The sequence below is a fragment of the Mycobacterium sp. E1214 genome, assembly GCF_001666755.1.
Classification (GTDB): Bacteria; Actinomycetota; Actinomycetes; order Mycobacteriales; family Mycobacteriaceae; genus Mycobacterium.
Window position 1 is genome coordinate 61,157 of sequence record NZ_LZJC01000150.1, and the last position, 16,888, is coordinate 78,044.

Here is a 16,888-nt window from a genome sequence, read left to right on the forward strand (position 1 = left end):
GGAATGCGTTGGGTCGCAACGGGTCTACTGGTGACCGCGGTGGTGGCCGAGGCGTCGGGGTGCGGCCACTCCGGCGGCCGGTCGGCGCCCGCCGGCAAACCCGGCAGCAGCAACGCGGTCAAAGTGACGTTGAGCAACAACGCCGGCAAAGACACCTGCGCCCTCGACAACACCAGCGTGCCCGCCGGCCCCGTGACCTTCACCATCGCCAACACCAACTCGCCGGGGATCAGCGAGGTCGAATTGCTGCGGGACCAGCGCATCGTCGGTGAAAAGGAAGACCTGGCCCCGGGTCTGGACCCGGTCTCGTTCACCGTCACCCTCGACGGCGGGTCGTATCAGTTGTACTGCCCCGGCGCGAGCACCGAATACCAGAACCTCACGGTGACGGGCCGCGCGCCCGCGTCGCCGACGGGCACCGTCGCGACCATCCTCACCCAGGGCACCAAGGACTACGCCGCGTACATCGTCAACCAGGTCGCTCAACTCGGTGACGGGGTCAAGGCGCTGGACGCCGCGGTGCAGCAGGGCAACGTCGAGGCCGCGAAAACCGCCTACGGTAAAGCGCGCCTGTTTTGGGAACGTTCGGAGTCCGCCGTCGAGGGTTTCATCCTGGTGGGCTTCGCGGTGGGTGACAACGCCGGAAGCCTCGATTATCTGATCGACATGCGCGAGTCCACCCCGGTGGACGCGAAGGTGGGCTGGAAAGGCTTCCACGCCATCGAACGCGATCTGTGGCAAGGCGGCACAATCACCCCGGGAACCAAGGCCTTCAGCTCCGAATTGGTCGGCAACGTCGCCAAATTGAGCGCGATCGTCGCCCTCCTGGAGTACAAGCCGGAAGACCTCGCCAACGGGGCCAGTGACCTCATCGAGGAGGTGCAGAACACCAAGATCACCGGTGAGGAGGAGGCCTTCAGCCACCTCGACCTAGTCGACTTCTCGGGCAACGTCGAAGGCGCGCAACAGGCCTACGCCTCGCTGCGGCCGGGACTGGACAAGATCGACGCCGCCCTGGTCAAACAGATCGATCAGCAATTCCAGGCGGTGCAGAACACCCTCGACGGGTATCGGGACCCGTCCGCGTTGGGTGGATACCGGACCTACACTCCCGCGTTGCGGGCCAGCGACGCCCCCAAGCTGACCGCGGTGATCCAGCCGCTGCACCAAAGCCTGTCCACGGTGGCGCAAAAGGTCGTGGCGGCACACTGACATGGGCGCACACCACGACTCCGGCGGCAAAGACGCCGACGCAGAAGACCACGTGAAAGACAACGCGAACGGTGTTGCCGCGCAACCACCCTCAGTGACGCGTCGGCGCCTGCTCGGCGGTGCCATGCTGGCCGGTGCCGCCGTCGGCGCGGCGGGCGGCGGTGTCGCCGGGTACGCGGCGGCGACCGACCGCGACGGTGCCGCCGACGACACCGTCGACCTGCGCCGCAGTTACCCGTTCTACGACCAGCCGCATCAGGGCGGAATCGCCACGCTGCCACAGCGATACGCGATGTTCATGTCGTTCGCGCTCGGCGCCGGCGTGGGACGTGCGGCGTTGCAGACGCTGTTGGCGCGCTGGTCGGCCGCCGCGGCGATTCTGCAGCAGGGCAAGCCCGTCGGCACGGTGCAACCGTCGGGCGAGGTACAGCCCCCGGCCGACACGGGGGAGGCCTACGGGCTGAGCCCCGCCAGCCTCACCGTCACCATCGGGCTGGGCCCGTCGCTGTTCGGCGACCGGTTCGGGCTGGCGACCCGACGGCCGGCCGTGTTCACCGACCTGCCGCCGCTCAACGGGGACAACCTCGATCCCCGGCTGCGCGGCGGTGACCTGTCGGTCCAGGCGTGCGCCGACGACCCACAGGTCTGCTACCACGCGGTCCGCAACCTGGCCCGCCTCGGCCGCACCATCGTCTCGCCCTCCTGGTCGGTGCTGGGCTTCGGCCGGGCGTCCGCAGGGCCCGGCCAGAGCACCCCGCGAAACCTATTGGGATTCAAGGACGGCACCCGCAACATCGGTTCCGACGCGGAGTACGCCCGGTTCGTGTGGGTCGACCACAGCGACCAGCCTTGGATGGACGGCGGCACCTATCAAGTCGTCCGCAAGATCCGGATGCTGCTCGAGACGTGGGACGTCGACAGGATCGGCAACCAGCAACGAATCTTCGGGCGCACCAAGGCAGAGGGTGCGCCGTTGTCCGGCAAGGCGGAATTCGACGCGCCCGATTTCACGGCCAAGGGCGCCGACGGCGGATTGCTCATCGACCCGCGGTCGCACATCGGGCTCGCCGCCCGGGAGAACAACGACGGCGTCATGATCCGCCGGCGGTCCTACAACTACACCGACGGCCTGGACGCCAACGGCCAGCTCAACGCCGGCCTCCTGTTCATCTCCTACCAAAAAGATCCCCGCGATTTTATCCGGCTGCAGAACCGGCTGGGCGCCAACGACCTGCTGAACGAATACATCCGACACATCGGCTCAGCAATCTTTGCGGTGCCGCCCGCCCCAAAGGAGGGCCACTACATCGGTCAAAACCTCTTCGACTGAGCAAACGCGCCAGGCGCCCGGCCCGCCGGGGGCGGCGGTCGGTTACGGATGTGTGAGGTTCGGTGTCGTCGCGGTAAAACGTCGGCGGGCCGCGTCACGCTCGACCCCTGGCGACGCACTAACCCCATGTTGGTCCCACACCCCGCTATGGAAGGAAAGACACATGAGCGACGCGCTCGTCATCGACGCCGAAGGCCTCGACAAGCTCTCCTGTAACGCCAAGGCCAACCCGGAAACCGGCAAGAAGACGCTGAAGGCGAAGACGGTGTGCGAAACCGGGTTCCGCAACATGACCTACGTCCGCGACCTGGCGCCGATGCTGGTGGGCGAGCCGCCCGCGCTGCTGGGCGACGATTCGGCGCCCAACCCCTCCGAGACCGCGCTCGCCGCCCTGGGTTCGTGCGTGTCGGTGGGGCTGCTCGCCAACGCCACCCACCGCGGTGTGACGCTGACGAAGATCGAGGTGGAGATGGAAGGCGACATCGACATCTCCGCGGTGTGGGGCGTCGGGGACACCCCGGAGGGCAAGCGGCTCGGCTTCAGCGCGGTGCGCTGCAAGGTGACGCTGGCGGGAGACGCCGACGAGGCGACGCTCAAGGAAATCCACGACAACGCCATCGCGTGGTCACCGGTGGTCAACACGTTCAGCAATCCGGTGAGCGTCGGCTCGACGCTGTCCATCGGCTGAGACCCTCGAGACGGGACGGCCAAGCGTGGCAAGCACATTGACGAAGCAGGAGCTGGCGCAGATCATCCGGCTGGCGCGGCTCAAACACGGGTTGAGTTGGGCAAAGATCGCCGAATCCATCGGCAAAGACCGCGCGTGGACGGTCGCTGCCCTGCTCGGCCAGCACCCGATGACACCGGAGGACGCCGCGATCGTGGCGGAGCTGCTCGAGCTCGACGACGAGGCGGTCGCGGTTCTGCAGCTGGCGCCCTACCGTGGCAGCGACCCCGCCGTGGTGTCCGACCCGACCATCTACCGCTTTCATGAGGCGCTGTCGGTCTACGGTCCCGCCATCAAGGAGCTGATCCACGAGGAGTTCGGTGACGGCATCATGAGTGCGATCAACTTCCAGCTCAGCGTCGAACGCCGGCCCGACCCGCAGGGCGACCGGGTGATCGTGACTTTCGATGGGAAGTTCCTCGACTACGCGTGGAAGCATGGGGAGGTGCAGGGATGACCGCGGCCGTCGACGCCGGACTGAGCCTGCTGGAATCTCAACTCCTTCCGGACATCCGCGCCCACGCCGACGCGTTGGACCGTGACGAAGACACCTCGCGCCGCAGCTTCGCGGCGCTGGGTGGGGCGGGCCTGCTGGGGCTGGGGGCTCCCGGCAACGCCGACGGGCGCCTACCGCAGATGGCCGACGTGATCGGCCGGATTTCCGCGGAATGCATGAGCACCGGCTTCTCGCTGTGGGCGCACCGCATGGCGGTCGAGTATTTGCTCACGGCCGCAACGCCGTTCGGGGTCGCCGCGGCCGAACGGCTGCTCGGCGGGACCACGCTGGGTGTCACCGGGATGGCCTCGGCCTTCAAGGACGTGGCCGGCTGCGGCAGCCTGGACCTCTCCGCCGCACCGGTCGAGGGCGGTTACCGGCTCTCCGGCGCCATCCGGTGGGCCAGCAATCTGTACGACGACTCACTGATGATCACCGCCGCGCAAACCGAGGCCGGCGATAAGCTGATCGTGGCCCTGCCGCTCAGCACGCCCGGTGTCGCGCTCGGAGATCACTTTTCGCTGCTCGCCATGGGCAGCACCGCGTCGTCGTATCTGACCTTGCAGGACGCGTTCGTCGCAGCGGAGCAGGTGCTGACCACCGATTTCGCCGGGTTCCTCGCCGCCGTCCGGCCGACGTTTCTGGTGCTGCAGTCAGCGATGTGCCTGGGGCTGACGCAGACCACGGTGGCCCAGGCGAAGCTCGGATTGACCGGCGTGAACGCCGTGTTCGCCGGTGAGGTCGACGACGTGGCGCAGCGGTTGGCCGCCGCGCAGCAGGAACTGGCGACCCTGGCGGCGCGGGTCGGTGGCACACAGCCGCCCAGCAAGAGGGAGTTGCTGACGTTGCGGCTCGCGTCCGCCGAGATCGCCAGCGGCAGCGCGGCTTTGGAGATCCGTACCGCGGGCGGTAAGGGATACGCGAGCCGCACGCCCGCGAGCCGGCGCTACCGCGAGGCCGCGTTCATACCGGTTCAGTCGCCGTCCGAGGGTCAGCTGCGGTGGGAACTCGAGCGTTGCGAGTGAGCGACGGCCCGGGCCGACGGTGACGCCGGCACCGCCGAGGGCATCGCCGTCCGAAGGGCCCGGGTTCGAGCCGGCCGCCGAGCTTCTCGTCGGCGGGGTCCCGCTGAGCAGCCTGGTCCGCGACTACCACCGGGCGATGCTCAATTTCGCTCGCACCGTGGTGGATTCACCGGTCGCGGCCGAAGAGGCCGTGCAAGAGGCGTGGGTGCAGGTTCTGCAATCGTCGAGTTCGTTCGAAGGGCGTTCCTCCGTGGCCACCTGGTTATTCGCCATCGTCAAGAACACCGCGATCCGGCATCGTCGCCGGGAGTCGCGGATCAGGCAACACGAGGTGTTGGCCGCGACCGACGGCACCGACCCCGACCCGCTGTCGGGTCGGATGCACCCCGCGGGGCATCCGGACGCCGGGCACTGGCGGGTGCCGCCGTCGGGTCGCTTCCTGCCCGAAGACCACACCGTCACCAAGGAACTCGTCGGGCAGGTGCGGGCGGCGCTCGACGCGCTGCCGCCGCGGCAACGGCAGCTCATCATTCTGCGCGACCTCGCCGGCGCCTCCGGTGACGAGGCCGCGGCCATCCTGGACCTCTCCGCGGAGGCGCAGCGCGCCCTGCTCTACCGCGCCCGAGGCAACCTGCGCAACGAATTGGAGAGGACGTATCAGCGATGACCGTCTACGACAACACGGTGCCCGCCATGGACTGCGTCGATTTCGTGCGTCTCGTCGACGACCTCGTCGACTCGCCCCCGCAACGCTGGGGCGCGATCGTCGCCAAGCACCTCGACGAATGCCCGCCGTGCCTGGTGTACCTCCAGCAGATGCAAGACCTCAAGATCTTGCTCAACCACGTCTTCGACGGCGAGAAGCTCAGCGACGACCACGTCGCGGGGGTCATCGACGCAATCGACGTGCTGCGCGACGCCGACCGGCCGTGACGAAAGTCCAACGGCCCGGCCGCTGAGGACCAAAGCCTCACGCCGACGCGCCCTCCGGCGAATACCGTCATTCGCGATGGGAGGAGATGGACATGTCGACAACCGGAGAAAAGCTTGGCGTCGTCGTCGCGGTCGACGGCTCGCCCGCGTCCGAAGCGGCCACCCTGTGGGCCACTTCCGAAGCAACATTAAGGAACGTTCCCCTGACCGTCGCGCACGCGGTGGCCACCCCCACCGCCTACTGGCCGCCCGTGCCCTACCCGGATTCGCTGGGCATGCGACTGGAGGACGAGGGCAAGAAGGCCGTCATGCACGCCATGAAGATCGCCGACGAGTCGATGCCTGCCGACCGTAAGGTTCCGCTCGGCCGGCGGCTGGAGTACGCGGCACCGGCGCTGGCCCTGATCACCCTCTCGGCGGCGGCGGAGTTGCTGGTCGTCGGCAATGCCGGACGCGGTGCGCTGACGCGCGGCCTGCTCGGCTCGGTGACGTCCACCGTGGTGCGCCACGCGCACTGCCCCGTCGCGGTCGTCCGCGACGGGCCACTGCCGGATCCGCACGGTGGTCGGCCCGTCCTGGTCGGGATCGACGGTTCGCCCGCGTCCGAGCTGGCGACGGCGATCGCGTTCGACGAAGCGTCGCGCCGCGGCGTCGATCTGGTGGCCCTGCACGCGTGGAGCGACGTGATGGGGGCTGAAATCGCCGACCTGGATTGGTCGATGGTAGAGGCCGAAGCCGAGCGGCACCTCGCCGAAAGCCTGGCCGGCTTTCGCGAACGCTATCCCGACGTCCCCGTGCACCGCATCGTGGTGCGCGATCATCCCGCCCGGCAGCTTGCCGAAAAAGCCGAGGGCGCACAGCTTGTCGTCGTCGGCAGCCACGGCCGTGGCGGGTTGACGAGCGTGCTGCTGGGCTCGGTCAGCAACGCGGTGGTGCACTCGGTTCGAGTGCCCGTGATCGTCGCCCGGCCCGGGGCCTGACCTCGTCACCCGCGCGTCCGCGGCCGGGCCGGCCACGCGGCGGGCTGGCCGCTGCGGGCGGGGCGTGGGCGTTTCTCGTCACCTGCCCGAAACCCACGTCGGCTATGTTCGGCCGGAACCGGCGTGGGAGGCGTGCATGACCGAACAGGACACCGACAACCCGTCCGCCACCGCGGACCTCGACACGATGACGGCGACACGCGAGACGCTGGAGGATTACACGCTGCGCTTCGCGCCCCGCAGCTACCGGCGCTGGTCGACGGCCGTGGTGGGAGTTTCGGCGCTGGGCGGCATCGCCTATCTCGCCGACTTCGCGATCGGAGCCAACATCGGCATCGCCTACGGCACCGGCAACGCGTTGTGCGGCATCGCGATCTTCGCCGCGGTGATCGTCGCGACGGGCGTGCCGTTGGCCTACTACGCCGCCCGCTACAACCTCGACCTTGATCTGATCACGCGGGGCAGCGGGTTCGGATATTACGGCTCGGTCGTGACCAACGTGATCTTTGCGACGTTCACGTTCATCTTCTTCGCCCTCGAGGGTTCGATCATGGCCCAGGGCCTCAAACTCGGCCTGGGAGTGCCGCTTTGGGCCGGCTATGCCTGCTCGACGCTCGTCATCTTCCCGTTGGTCATCTACGGCATGAAAGTGCTGTCACAGCTTCAACTCTGGACGACCCCGTTGTGGCTGGTGCTGATGGTCATCCCGTTTGGTTATCTCGTGGTGAGCCACCCGGAGTCGATTCAGCAGTTCTTCGCCTACGGCGGGCGCCCCCACAGCGGCGCGGTGAACGCCGGGTCCAGCCTGCTGGCCGCCGGTGTGTGCCTGTCGCTGATCGCCCAGATCGCCGAGCAGATCGACTACTTGCGGTTCATGCCGCCGCGCACCCCCGCCAACGCACGCAGTTGGTGGGCGTGGACGCTGCTGGCCGGCCCCGGCTGGGTGGTGTTCGGGGCGCTCAAACAGATCATCGGCTTGTTCCTCGCCGTCTACCTGATCTCCCATGTCGCGGGCTCCACCCCGGTCGCCAACCAGCCCGTGCACCAATTCCTGCTGATCTACCGCAATTTCATGCCGAATTGGCTGGCGCTCACGCTGGCCGTGGTGTTGGTCGTGCTCAGCCAGGTCAAGATCAACGTGACCAACGCCTACTCGGGGTCGCTGGCGTGGACCAATTCGTTCACCCGCGTCACCAAGCACTACCCGGGACGCGTGGTGTTCCTGGGCGTCAACCTCGCCATCGCGCTGGTCCTGATGGAAGCCAACATGTTCGACGTCCTGAACACCATCCTCGGCTTCTACGCGAACTGCGGGATGGCCTGGGTGGTGACCGTCGCGTCGGACATCGTCTTCAACAAATACCTGCTCAAGCTGTCGCCGAAAGTGCCCGAGTTTCGTCGCGGCATGCTCTACGCGATCAACCCGGTCGGGTTCGGTTCCATGCTGTTGGCCGCGGGCCTGTCCGTCGCGGCCTTCTTCGGCGGGCTTGGCGCCACCCTGCGGCCGTTCTCGCCGCTGGTGGCGATCGTGATCGCCGTGGCGTTGCCGCCGATCCTCGCGGTGGCCACCGGGGGCAGGTACTACCTGCGCCGTCACGACGACGGCATCGATCTTCCGATGTACGACGAACACGGCAACCCCTCGGGCGCGCAGCTGAAATGCCATGTCTGCCATCACGATTACGAGCGGCCCGACGTGTTGGCCTGCCAGACGCACGGCGCGCACGTCTGCTCGCTGTGTCTGTCCACCGATAAGCTCGCCGACCACGTGCTCCCGGCGCACGGCGGCTAGGACGCCGGGCGCCCGTCCCGCGACGCCGGCTGCGGACGGGCGGCGCGGGTGGGACGCAGCGCCACCAGCAGCACTCCGGCGGCGAACAGCCCCGCGACCCACCACGGAAACTGGCCGTCGGGAGCGAATCCCCCGGCGGCCAGCACCGACAGCGCGTAGGCCGCCATCGCCGCGCCGAGGAGCAGGACCGGTGCACCCGCGCGCTGCGGCCACGGAACGCCGAACTGGGGGAGGGGCGCGGCGAAGACCCGCCGGCCCACCCACAGCACCGCGATCTCCGCGCCGGTCACGGCGGCCAGGATCGCAACCCACTCCGCCCGGGCCAGCCACCAGTCGGCGGTGCCTTCCTCCGGTTGCGGCAAGAGTCCGGCCGGATAGCCGACGACCGCGACGACGACGACCGGGATCATGTGCCACAGGTACAGGGCCATGATGTTGCGGTTACCGATCGCCAGCGCGCGCCGGACGCCCGCGGCCCGCAACACCCGGTTCAGCGTGGGCGCCAACGCCATCACGATTCCCGTCTGCGCGCCGGCGAACGCCAGCAGCGCCACGGTGGGCGGGGTTGTGTTGTCGATCGTCTGGCCCGGGACGCCGATCATGCTGACCGGATACAGCCGCGCCCAGATGAGCAGCGCCAGCGTCGCCGTCGACGCCGCGGCCAGTAGCGCCGGCCTGCGGCCCGCCAAATGGCCGCCGCGCCAGCAGATCCCGAGCTGATAGAGCGCTCCCCAGGCCAGCAGGTAGTTCAACCAGTCTAGGTATTGCACGTGAGCACCCAGCCGGACCGCGTCGACCACGGCGACGGCCACCGCCAGGGCGGACGGCGCCAGCAGCCCCCAGCGGCGTTGCGCGGCAACGGCAATGGGGGTCAGGGACACGACCACCAGATACACGGCCAAGAACCACAGGTGCATCGCCACCGCCCAGCCCGCGTACTCCAGCACCGCGCCCGCGACCCCGAGGGCGCCCGCCACGATGACGAGCGCTGAGACCAGCCCCACATATACCGCGGTCGGGCCGAGGACTCGGGCCAGTCGATGCTGCAGCCACGCCCGGCTTGACACCGCGTCGGTCTCGCGACGATGCGTCCACGACACCGCGCCGGCGTAGCCGGCCACCAGGAAGAACGTGGGAACGGCTTGGAAGGGCCAGGTCAGCCACTGCGTCCAGGGCATGTCGACCAACGGGTTCTGCCGGCCGAATCGACCGTCGTGGTAGGTCACCGACCCGGCCAACCAGTGCCCCAACACGATCAGCACCACGCCCGACACGCGGTAGTAGTCGACCGCCAGGTCGCGCTGCGGGCGCGGGCTGGTTGCGCGGTCCATCAGTTCCGGGAAAGCTCGACGCCAGACACAGCGCCACGGTACCCCGATCGGCATCGCCCAAGCCCTTAGGAGACGCGTCATGAAGCAAGCCCACCTCGGTGACCTGCAGGTCGGGCGTCTCGGCCTCGGCGCGATGGGGATGTCCGCGGCCTACGCCATGGGTGGCTTCGACGACGCCGAGTCGATCCGGACCGTGCACCGCGCGATCGAACTGGGCGTCACGCTGATCGACACGGCCGAGGTTTACGGGCCGTTCGTCAATGAAGAACTTCTCGCGCGCGCCCTGCAAGGCCGGCGCGAACAGGTGGTTCTGGCAACCAAATTCGGGATGATCTCGCATACCGGCCGCGACGGCCTGGACAGCAGTCCGGACAGCATCCGCGTCGCCGTCGACGGATCGCTGCGGCGGCTGCAGACCGACCACATCGACCTCTACTACCAGCATCGGCTCGACCGTCAGACACCCATCGAGGACACCGTCGGCGCCCTGGCCGAGCTCGTCGCCGCAGGCAAGATCGGGCACATCGGGCTGTCCGAGGTGGGCGTCAACACAATTCGGCGGGCGCACGCGGTGCACCCCGTCACGGCCGTCCAATCGGAGTACTCGTTGTGGACGCGCGAGCAAGAGGACGAGATCCTGCCGGCGTTGCGCGAATTGGGCATCGGCTTTGTGGCCTATTCGCCGCTGGGTCGTGGCTTGCTGACGGGCGCTATCCGTTCGCGTGACGAACTGCCCGACACGGATTTCCGCAAGACGAGCCCTCGGTTCTCCGACGAGAACTTCGAGCACAACGTGCGCAGTGCGGCGCAGGTGCGGGAGATCGCCGACGAGGTGGGGGCGACGCCCGCGCAGGTGGCACTCGCCTGGGTGCTGGCGAAGGGCCCGGACATCGTGCCGATCCCGGGAACCAAACGCGTTGCGCGCCTGGAGGAAAACGTCGGTGCCGACACGGTGGAACTGAGCTCGGAGCAGCTGGCCAGGCTCGACGCGCTGACCCCGCCGCTGGGAGCTCACCACTCCGAGTCGCAGATGGCGTGGATCGACCGCTAGGGGTTCTGGTCTGCGCTGGCCAAAGCCGCTGTCCCGTAGGTCTTTTCGATGAAGGCCCAGGGGTCGGCATACCGGCCCCGGTGTTCGACCTGGCGCTGTATCCGCAGGCCCACTCGCAGGGCAGGGCGCAGCAGCGGCCCCACGACGCGCAACAGTTGGCGCCGCAGGCCTTGCGATTCGGCGAGCCAGGCAACGGTCTCGGACCAGTCATGTTCCTGGAAGTCGAGCAAGGCCTGCGCCTCGGTGGTGTCATACCAACCGGTGAAGCTCCAGCCGCGCTCGTCCGTGGGGTCCCCGGGCAGGCCGGCCGACGGGCCAAGCCCACCGAGACCCACCGCCGCCATGATGCTGTCCTGCAGTTGGTGCTGCAGCAGCACGTACGTTTCGTTGCCGCCAACCAGCAGGGCCTTGCCGGCGATCGTGGCCTCTCGGTCGACCCCGTTGGCGAAGGCCAGCGCCACATCGCGGGCATCCACGGCGTGGATGCGGTTGTCGCTCGGCATCGAGCGCATCAGGATCAGGTGATCGCCGTTGATCTCGGCCTGGGTGTCCGGCGAGATGATGCCGGCGAGGCGGTAGAACGCGTAGGGCAGCCCGCTGGCGCGAATCGCCGCCTCGGCCAGCACCTTGTCCTGTCCGTATTGATCGATGGGGTTGACCGGAGTGTCGGGAGTGATGCGCTCGGGGTGCGTGTAGGGGTTGCGGCTCCCATAGACCGCCGCGCTGGATGCCAGGAGAAACAGGGGTGGGCGCGGCAGGGCCGCCGCCGCCGCCAACAGGTTCTCGGTGCCGCCGACGTTGACCCGGCGCGCCAGCTTGGGATTGCGGTACGACGGCGGGGAGACGACGGCGGCAAGGTGGACGATGGCCTGCGGTCGATGGGCGCCGACCAGTTCACGCACGGCCGCGGCGTCCAGCAGGTCCGTGTAGGCCGCGATCAGCGTGCCGTCGCCGGCGGACAACGATTTCTCGACCGCGACGGTGTTGTCGGTGCGCAGGTCCAGCGCGACAACAGTCCGACCGCGCTCCAAAAGCAGCTGCACGCAACGCTTTCCAACCTGCCCGAAGGCGCCGGTGACCAGGATGGTGTCGACGGTCATGCGATCCTTACTGTCGGGTCAGCCGACCGGAGAGGCGGCCCGCGATCCGGCGGATGCGCGGCGAGAGGTAGACGGAGAACAGCGGCGTCGCGATGTCTTCGCGCAGTCGCGTCAGCGTCGAAGATTTGATCAGCCACTGGCCGTCGATGTTCTCGTAGGTCTCGTGGTAGTGGCCGTAGCCGACGAGACTCACGCCGGGTGCGAACCGGACGACGTCTTGCAGCGCCCAGACGCCGCGCGCGGTCGTCGCGGAGGTCAACTCGATCTCCGGGGCGTGCACCTGGTGGGCGGTCACCTGTGTCGGCCGCCCCAGGGTCTTGCGGAGAAAGGCGACGAAGTCGTCGGCGCCGGTGATCACCACGCCGCCGGCCGCGGAGGTGTCACTGACGAAGTCATCGGTGAACAGTGCGCGCCACGCAGGCCAGTCCTTGGTGTCGAGGTACCGGCAGTACCGTCCCTTGAGTTGCTTGATGGCTTCGATCGCCCGCAGCGAGGCGGCGTCGTCAATGATGCCGGGTTCGAGTGGGCGTTCCGTCATCGCGGTGTCAACCCTTGAAGTAGACGATTTGGTGGGTGCTTACCAGCAGCGCGCCGTCGCGACTCCACAGCTGTGCGCTCTGGTCGAAGTAGCCGCCGGTGAAGCGGTTGGCGTGGGCGGTGGCCAGGATGTAGTCGTCGCCCACGGCGTCAAGCTGGCGCTGATCGGCGTGGAAGTACGACGTCAACGAGATGGTTCCGGACGGCAGGAAGCCGCCGCGACGCAGGAAGACTCGCGGGTAGAAGATGTCGGCCAGGGCGGCCAGTGCCAGGTAGTCCAGTGGGCGGCGCGCGGCGTCGCGGACCCACAGCGTGGTCGTCGAACTGGGGTTCGGTTGCCCGTCCTCGACGGGCATCGCCCCTTCGACGAACCGCATGTCGTACAGGCGGGTCCACTTCACGACGCCGGGGTCGAGGCGGGTGAGCTCCTCGGGGGCCGGCACCGAAGGCGGCTGGGCCTCGGTGTCGGCCCAGCTTTCCCGCGCAGTCGCGAACACCGACGTCGCCGTGGTCTTCACGACGCCGTCCTGGCTGAGTTCGGCGATCCAATGCTGGTTGGTGCGATTGGTCCGTACCGCGCGCGCCGCGATGTCGAAGTCACCGTCGGCGACGGGAGCGACGAAATTGACCGTCAGCGCCATGGGTTCGCCGAGGCGGTCGGGATGCCCGTCGATCGCGCGCAGCAGCACGGCGGTCGTGATGCCACCAAACGGCCCGACCATGTTGGCCCACTCGTGGTGGGTCCGGCCGCGCCAGCGCTGCGCGTCGATCGCATCGAGGTGAACGGCCTCGTCGAAAGGATGTGTTCCGGTCATATCGCTCGGACCGGAGGTTACTTGCCGAAACTGGTCCATCCGGACGCGGGGTCGCGGGCGCATGCTACGGGCTGCGGGCGCCCGCGAGACCGTCACGCCCGCCGCGGCAGTCTGCGGCGCCGCGGACCGCGCAGCGGCGGCTGGCGAACCGGCGGGTCACTGCGCGCTCCGGTGGCCGCGTCCGGCACCGGTGGGTCGTCGCGATAGCGCCCGTAGACCACTTCGAAGATCGGTGTGGCCATCAAGGTGGTGACGATCGCTACCAGCACCAGGATGCTGAACAGGGTTGGCGTGATGATTCCCGCCTGCAACCCGATGTTGAGCAGGATCAGCTCGATCAGGCCGCGGGCGTTCATCAGCGACCCCAGCGCGATGGACTCGCGCAGTGGCACCTTGCGCAGCCATGCGACCGACGCGCAGGCGAATCCCTTGCCGACGATCGACAGCACGAGCAGTCCCAGGGTCACCCCCCACAGCCGCGGGGTGTTCACCAGCCCGACCTGCGTGTTGAGCCCGGAGTAGACGAAGAACAGGGGCAACAACAACGTGGTGACCAGCGGTTCGAGGCTGGTCGTGAGCTGGCGCGAGAAGAAGCCGGACGGCATCGCGACGCCCAGGATGAACGCACCGAAGATGGCGTAGATGCCGATCGCGTCGGTGAGCCACGAGCACGTCATCAACACCACGAGCACCACGCTGAACACCGGCGCGCTGATCGTCTTGTCCCGCTCGGAGCGCGCACCCAGGACGGCCAGCGACTTGCGTCCCACCGTCAGCAGGACCAGCGTGTAGACGATTCCGCCGACGATGGCCGTCACCGCGGTGCTAGGGCTGCCCCGATGGATGGCGAGGACGACGGCCAAGATGCACCAGGACAGCGCGTCGTCGGTCGCGCCGCAGGTCAGCGCGAGGGTGCCCAACGGCGTTCCGGAGAGCCGTTGCTCGAAGATGATCCGGGCGAGCATGGGAAACGCGGTGGTGGCGATCGAGGCGCCCAAGAACATCATCGCCAGCGGCAGCGAGACGTCATGGCCGAAGAAGCGGCCGCTCGTCAGCAAGGGCGCGGCCACCAGCGCCCCCAAGGCGAGCGGGGCGAGAATGCCGGCGGCCGAGACCGCCGTGGCCGTCCCGGCCCGGTGCCTGATCAGCCCGATGTCGAAGCTGAGGCCGACCAGGAACATGTACAGGACCAGGCCGATCTGCGCCGTCGTGTACAGCACGGTGTTCGCCGGGCCGGGCGGGAAAAGGCTGTGCTGCACGCCGGGCGCCACGCGGCCCAGCAACGAGGGTCCCAAGAGCACACCGGCGATCATCTCGCCGACGACTTGTGGCTGGCCGACGCGTTGGGCCGCCAACCCCACGAGACGGCACGCCACCAGGATGACGGCGAGTTCGAGGAAGAAGTGGACCGCTGTCGCTGCCGGCATGGAGTCAGGTCACCGAGCCGACGCGGCCGGAGGTGCCGGTGAAAGTTCGCCATCACCTGCGAATCTCGGGAACATGTCCGGGGGTCCTATCTGACGCTTGCGACGGTCCGGCTGCGGTCGAGTCGACATTCGAAGTTGCGACATTGCAACGCTTTTCGGTGCACGTACCGCCGACGATAGGCGCCACCGATACGGGGGCGGCTGCGCTTGCCAGGTCCCCCGTTTCGTGTAACCTACTTAACTATTAAGTAATTGAATCGAAGCCGGTTTGCAAGAGGTGGACGCGTGGACGTGCGCTCGCAACTGTCGCAGTTGAGCCCGCAGGCACGCGAGGCCCTGCGTCGTAAAATCGCGGCCGCAAGGGATGACGACGCGGTCGTCACCGACCGCGAGGTAGCGATCGTGGGCGGCGGCGCGGCCGGTCTCACGCTCGCCCTGGAGGTGCACACCGCCCGGCCGCAAACGCGGATCGTGGTCATCTCGCCCAACGCCCACCCGGTTCCCGAGGTCACCCACACGGTGGGCGAGTCGACGGTCGAGGTGTCCGCCCATTACCTGCGCGACCGCCTCGGGTTGGGTGACCACCTGAGCACCGCCCAAATCCGCAAGATGGGGTTGCGGATGTTCTTCTCCAACGGCGGCAACCTCGACATTGCCGACCGGTTGGAGCTCGGCAGCTCCCGCTTCATCCCTCAGGTCACCTATCAGATCGACCGCGGCCGCTTGGAGAACGAGCTCAACAGGCGCTGCCGGTCGGCCGGCATCGACATCGTCTTCGGCCGGGCCGCATCGATCGAGCGGCAGGGGCGCGCACACGTGATCTCGGTGCAGTCAGGTGACGCCGTCACCCGCACGACGGCTCGCTGGCTGGTTGATGCCTCGGGGCGCACCCGCACGGTGGCCCGGCATCTGGGGCTGCGGCGCAGCAACGCACACCTCTGCAACGCCGTCTGGCTGCGCGTGGCGGCCGAACTGGAAATCGGCGCCTGGAGCGACGACCCGGCGTGGCGAACCCGTCTCGCCGAGGGCGACCGCGCGATGTCCACCAATCACCTGATGGGCCAGGGCTACTGGGTCTGGCTGATCCGGCTCCCGTCTGGATCCACGAGCGTGGGAATCGTCGCCGACCCGGCCTGCCACGACTTCGACGGCTTCAACACGCTGGCGAAAGCGCGCGCGTGGCTGGGCGAGCACGAGCCACAATTCGCCGCGGTCCTGGCGGCGCACGAGCACCTCATCAGAGATTTTCGGGTCATGAAGAATTACAGCCACGGCGCCACCACGGTGTACAGCGGTCGGGACCGTTGGTGCTGCACGGGGGACGCCGCGGTGTTCCTGGATCCCCTCTATTCGTCGGGGCTGGACCTCGTCGCGATCGGCAACGGTCTCATCACCGACATGATCACCCGCGAGCTCGACGGTGAAGACGTCGTCGCGCGGTCGGGCATCAGCGACTCCCTGTTCAGGTCCCTCACCGACATGTGGCTCGCGGTCTACTGCGACCAGTACCCCCTCATGGGTTCGCCGGCGGTGATGACCGCCAAGGTCATCTGGGACATCGCGTTCTACTGGGGGTTCGTGGGCCTGCTCTACCGGAACGGCAAGTTCGTCACCGTCGCCGATGACCCGCACGTGGTGCCACACCTGGAGGGGATGATCGACCTCAGCAACCGCACGCAGAGGTTCTTTCGCGAGTGGGCCGCGATCGAGACCGGGCGCCCGGCGGCGGGATTCGTCGACCTGTATTCACCGTTGAATTTCATGGTGACGCTGCACACCGCGATGATGGACGAATCACCGGACTTCGCCGCGCAATTCGACGCCAACGCCCGGCTCTTGCACCAGCTTGCCGGCCAACTCGTCGAGACCGTGATCGCGGCCAAGTGCGACGACTTCGCCGACGACCGGGCGGTGCGGCAGCTTCAGGCCTGGCAGCAGGACGCGCTGTTGCGCAAGCTTCGATCGATCTATCGCCGCGAGCAGGCGCTCCACCCCCTCAGCCGAGAATGGATCCTCGGCGCCGCACCCGCGCTCGAAGCACGTTGAGCGACAGAGCAATCACCGAAGGCTCCGGTCTTTCCTCGGGAATCGACCGATGCCCTGCCGGGTTGGTGGCCCCGCCGCGGCGGGGC

16 protein-coding genes are annotated in these 16,888 nt (G+C 68.1%); 11 read left to right on the forward strand and 5 right to left on the reverse strand.

The window, feature by feature from the left end:
* Positions 1-3: 3 nt before the first annotated feature.
* From efeO to A5700_RS20985, 9 genes are all read left to right on the forward strand, one after another.
* Positions 4-1,212 carry an iron uptake system protein EfeO gene (gene efeO / locus A5700_RS20945; RefSeq protein WP_369828297.1) on the forward strand — a complete coding sequence of 403 codons (1,209 nt, stop codon included), beginning with the start codon at positions 4-6 and terminating at the stop codon, positions 1,210-1,212.
* A 1-nt stretch (position 1,213) separates the two neighbouring features.
* Complete coding sequence (efeB, locus tag A5700_RS20950; protein WP_082959612.1) at positions 1,214-2,542, forward strand: iron uptake transporter deferrochelatase/peroxidase subunit; 1,329 nt, start codon at positions 1,214-1,216, stop codon at positions 2,540-2,542.
* Positions 2,543-2,705: 163 nt separating this feature from the next.
* Positions 2,706-3,230, forward strand: a complete 525-nt coding sequence (locus A5700_RS20955) for an OsmC family protein (protein WP_068068044.1) — start codon at positions 2,706-2,708, stop codon at positions 3,228-3,230.
* Between the two features lie 25 nt (positions 3,231-3,255).
* Positions 3,256-3,726, forward strand: coding sequence for a cyanase (gene cynS, locus A5700_RS20960; protein ID WP_068068047.1), 471 nt, complete (start codon positions 3,256-3,258; stop codon positions 3,724-3,726).
* A complete protein-coding gene (locus A5700_RS20965; RefSeq protein ID WP_068068051.1) occupies positions 3,723-4,790 on the forward strand; it encodes an acyl-CoA dehydrogenase family protein in 1,068 nt (355 codons plus the stop codon). Before cynS ends, A5700_RS20965 begins: the two co-directional genes overlap by 4 nt.
* Positions 4,791-4,809: 19 nt before the next feature.
* Entirely contained in the window at positions 4,810-5,457 is a 648-nt protein-coding gene (locus tag A5700_RS20970) for an RNA polymerase sigma factor (protein ID WP_068068055.1), read from the forward strand.
* Complete coding sequence (locus tag A5700_RS20975; protein WP_068068057.1) at positions 5,454-5,723, forward strand: hypothetical protein; 270 nt, start codon at positions 5,454-5,456, stop codon at positions 5,721-5,723. Before A5700_RS20970 ends, A5700_RS20975 begins: the two co-directional genes overlap by 4 nt.
* Before the next feature lie 92 nt (positions 5,724-5,815).
* The gene (locus A5700_RS20980) at positions 5,816-6,703 is read left to right on the forward strand and encodes a universal stress protein (RefSeq protein WP_068068132.1); all 888 of its coding nucleotides are present in this window, start codon (positions 5,816-5,818) and stop codon (positions 6,701-6,703) included.
* 136 nt (positions 6,704-6,839) lie between these two features.
* Positions 6,840-8,495 (forward strand): cytosine permease, encoded by a 1,656-nt coding sequence (locus A5700_RS20985; protein WP_068068060.1) that lies wholly within the window; start codon positions 6,840-6,842, stop codon positions 8,493-8,495.
* Here the strand turns inward: A5700_RS20985 and A5700_RS20990 are convergent.
* Positions 8,492-9,826, reverse strand: a complete 1,335-nt coding sequence (locus A5700_RS20990) for an acyltransferase (RefSeq protein WP_068068064.1) — start codon at positions 9,824-9,826, stop codon at positions 8,492-8,494. The two genes, A5700_RS20985 and A5700_RS20990, sit on opposite strands and share 4 nt — an antisense overlap.
* Positions 9,827-9,905: 79 nt before the next feature.
* Between A5700_RS20990 and A5700_RS20995 the strand changes: the two genes are divergently transcribed.
* Positions 9,906-10,877, forward strand: a complete 972-nt coding sequence (locus A5700_RS20995; protein ID WP_068068068.1) for an aldo/keto reductase — start codon at positions 9,906-9,908, stop codon at positions 10,875-10,877.
* Here A5700_RS20995 and A5700_RS21000 read toward each other — a convergent pair.
* The 4 genes from A5700_RS21000 to A5700_RS21015 all read right to left on the reverse strand — a co-directional run bounded on the left by A5700_RS21000 (position 10,874) and on the right by A5700_RS21015 (position 14,756).
* Complete coding sequence (locus A5700_RS21000; protein WP_068068070.1) at positions 10,874-11,977, reverse strand: NAD(P)-dependent oxidoreductase; 1,104 nt, start codon at positions 11,975-11,977, stop codon at positions 10,874-10,876. The two genes, A5700_RS20995 and A5700_RS21000, sit on opposite strands and share 4 nt — an antisense overlap.
* Positions 11,978-11,984: 7 nt before the next feature.
* On the reverse strand, positions 11,985-12,515 hold the full coding sequence (locus A5700_RS21005; protein ID WP_068068072.1) for a nuclear transport factor 2 family protein: 531 nt from the start codon (positions 12,513-12,515) through the stop codon (positions 11,985-11,987).
* A 7-nt stretch (positions 12,516-12,522) separates the two neighbouring features.
* Positions 12,523-13,329 carry an acyl-CoA thioesterase II gene (locus tag A5700_RS21010; protein WP_068068074.1) on the reverse strand — a complete coding sequence of 269 codons (807 nt, stop codon included), beginning with the start codon at positions 13,327-13,329 and terminating at the stop codon, positions 12,523-12,525.
* 92 nt (positions 13,330-13,421) lie between these two features.
* Positions 13,422-14,756, reverse strand: coding sequence for a cation:proton antiporter (locus A5700_RS21015; protein WP_082960401.1), 1,335 nt, complete (start codon positions 14,754-14,756; stop codon positions 13,422-13,424).
* A 285-nt stretch (positions 14,757-15,041) separates the two neighbouring features.
* Here A5700_RS21015 and A5700_RS21020 point away from each other — a divergent pair, with 285 nt between their 5' ends.
* Entirely contained in the window at positions 15,042-16,802 is a 1,761-nt protein-coding gene (locus tag A5700_RS21020) for an NAD(P)/FAD-dependent oxidoreductase (RefSeq protein ID WP_156671335.1), read from the forward strand.
* The last annotated feature ends 86 nt before the right edge of the window (positions 16,803-16,888 follow it).

What these genes read in the sequence shown, in the direction of transcription:
- efeO (WP_369828297.1), top strand. Translation starts at nt 4, where the DNA reads ATGCGTTGGGTCGCAACGGGTCTACTGGTGACCGCGGTGGTGGCCGAG.
- efeB (WP_082959612.1), top strand. Translation starts at nt 1,214, where the DNA reads ATGGGCGCACACCACGACTCCGGCGGCAAAGACGCCGACGCAGAAGAC.
- A5700_RS20955 (WP_068068044.1), top strand. Translation starts at nt 2,706, where the DNA reads ATGAGCGACGCGCTCGTCATCGACGCCGAAGGCCTCGACAAGCTCTCC.
- A5700_RS20965 (WP_068068051.1), top strand. Translation starts at nt 3,723, where the DNA reads ATGACCGCGGCCGTCGACGCCGGACTGAGCCTGCTGGAATCTCAACTC.
- A5700_RS20975 (WP_068068057.1), top strand. Translation starts at nt 5,454, where the DNA reads ATGACCGTCTACGACAACACGGTGCCCGCCATGGACTGCGTCGATTTC.
- A5700_RS20980 (WP_068068132.1), top strand. Translation starts at nt 5,816, where the DNA reads ATGTCGACAACCGGAGAAAAGCTTGGCGTCGTCGTCGCGGTCGACGGC.
- A5700_RS20985 (WP_068068060.1), top strand. Translation starts at nt 6,840, where the DNA reads ATGACCGAACAGGACACCGACAACCCGTCCGCCACCGCGGACCTCGAC.
- A5700_RS20990 (WP_068068064.1), bottom strand. Translation starts at nt 9,826, where the DNA reads ATGGACCGCGCAACCAGCCCGCGCCCGCAGCGCGACCTGGCGGTCGAC.
- A5700_RS20995 (WP_068068068.1), top strand. Translation starts at nt 9,906, where the DNA reads ATGAAGCAAGCCCACCTCGGTGACCTGCAGGTCGGGCGTCTCGGCCTC.
- A5700_RS21000 (WP_068068070.1), bottom strand. Translation starts at nt 11,977, where the DNA reads ATGACCGTCGACACCATCCTGGTCACCGGCGCCTTCGGGCAGGTTGGA.
- A5700_RS21005 (WP_068068072.1), bottom strand. Translation starts at nt 12,515, where the DNA reads ATGACGGAACGCCCACTCGAACCCGGCATCATTGACGACGCCGCCTCG.
- A5700_RS21010 (WP_068068074.1), bottom strand. Translation starts at nt 13,329, where the DNA reads ATGACCGGAACACATCCTTTCGACGAGGCCGTTCACCTCGATGCGATC.
- A5700_RS21015 (WP_082960401.1), bottom strand. Translation starts at nt 14,756, where the DNA reads ATGCCGGCAGCGACAGCGGTCCACTTCTTCCTCGAACTCGCCGTCATC.